Raw genomic sequence first — 2,000 nt, 5'->3', positions numbered from 1 at the left:
AGTTGAGCATTCTCAATGGAAATAGCAATTTGGGCAGATAAAAGTTTTAACAATTCTAGCCGATCGGTAGTAAAAGCCCCTTCAATCAAGTTATTTTCCAAATAAAGAAGGCCAGTCAGCTTACCTTGGTGCAGCAGAGGAGTGCAAAGAATAGACTTCGGTTGAGTAGCTGCAATATAAGGATCGCGGGTAAATTGTCCCTCTTGAGCCGCATTATTTAACACCACATTTTCCTGAGTGCGAATCACATAATTGGCGATCGCACAAGCCAGCAAAGGAGTACCCCCAGAAGCTGCTGTGGGATTGAGAGGAAGCGATTGCAGCACACTAACTTCATCCTCCTGCACCAAACCTTCCGCCTCTAGCGCCCAGTTTCCCCCTTTTTCTAAAATCAAAAAACCTTTTTGCGCCCCGGCATTCTCGATCGCAATTTTCATCAATCTTTCCAGCAACCTACTCAAAACTATTTCACCCGAAATCGCGAAAGAAGCTTTCATCACCGTAGCTAAATCTAGCGTCTCACCCAAATTGTTGCTAGTAGTAGCCGTCGTAGTGCGATTAACTTTAGTTTGAGTAGTTGTCTTCCCTGAAGTTCTCGCGATTAATTGAGGATATTTTTCCTCCAAACTCTCAACTTTACGTTTAGCACCCCAGTATTGGTAGCCATAGTGAGCCTTAGTCAAATAGATTTGGGCAAATTCTTCTTTATCTTTCCCCAACCAGAACTTAGCAGCAAGTTCCGCCGCCAGCGCTTCATTCTGAATAAAATCACCCTCTCTCGCCTCAGCTATCGCGCGATCGTACAAATCCATAGCCTCCAAATCTCCACCTGAAATTCTCGCCATTTCTGCCGCCACCAGCCAGAACTTATGTGCAAAACTTTCCGAGCAATTATCCGCCCAAACTTTGATTTGTTTCTGATTAGCTTCTAATTGCAGCCAGTAATCTTTTCGCTCCGATTCAGAAACCTCTGAATACAGAGCCGTCAAAATCAGACAACGGTAAAAATAATGGTGAGCACTAGAAATATGACCCATCAAATAATCGATCAGCTCTGCCGCGCGTTCAGAGGCTTCTAGCGCCTCACTATACAGTCCGTAAAGATAGAAAGTTTGCGCTTTTAAAACATAAAACTCGCACAGCGCCGCCATACTTTTACGGCTGTGGAAATTTTCTAAATGCTGTTTTTCGCTAACATCATCCTCTTCGCCCATCAAATTTAAAATTGCTATTTTATTAGCAATAATAATATCAATCGCCCAGAAGTTTTTAGTTTGCTCGCAAAAATGGAGCGACTTACCAATATCTTCCAAAAGGTTATTCAAATTCATGCCCTGGAAGAAATAGGTAATAGTTTGAAACATCCGGTTATAACCAGTCCATTGCAAATTGCCCGATTGCAAACCAACTTTATAACCTTCGTTATTAATTTCCGCCGTAGTTTTGAGCGGTCTCACCCAGCAGTTTAAGTAATTGGCAAAAATCACACTATCTTGGCAATTTTGAGACAAGTTATTGGAATTTTCGCTGAGAGTCATAGCGAGTCTGCCAAACTCATAAGCCGATTGGTAATCCCCTAAAATTGAATTCAGAATAATTCCATAACACGAATAGCAGTAAGACCCTCCCGCTACAAAACCGTACTTGAGAGAAAGGTTAATCGCTTTAATCACAGTCAACTTCCACAGTTCTTGAGATGAAAAGAACGTTAGTGGACCCATGTTACCCAATAATTTCATAGCCATTTGTTGAGCCGAGTCTTTCATCTTTTCGGCATGAATTAATGAAGCAATTTCTTGGTTTGCCAAGTTAGCTGTAGCTGTCGCCATTTCCGCATTAATCGCCTCACTTAAACTATCTTCAGCCAAGTCTATGCCCAGCAAGTGAAGCGCTTTTAATCCCGATTGAACTGCTGCTTCATATTTACTCAGCAGAGTGTACTGCACGATCAAAATGTTGTATATTTCGGCTTTTTCTAGCTCAGATTTTGCCTGAGCAAA

Annotated in this window: 1 protein-coding gene; it reads right to left on the bottom strand. The window is 42.0% G+C overall.

Going from position 1 to position 2,000, the window contains the following annotated elements; genetic code table 11:
- On the bottom strand, nucleotides 1–2,000 hold a 2,000-nt coding region (locus QUA03_RS28770), incomplete at both ends, for a GAF domain-containing protein (RefSeq protein WP_333217120.1).

This window comes from Microcoleus sp. S36b_A4 (assembly GCF_036700645.1).
GTDB lineage: Bacteria > Cyanobacteriota > Cyanobacteriia > Cyanobacteriales > Microcoleaceae > Microcoleus.
The sequence above is the reverse complement of the archived record's forward strand: the minus strand, read 5'-3'. Positions and strand labels throughout refer to the sequence as shown.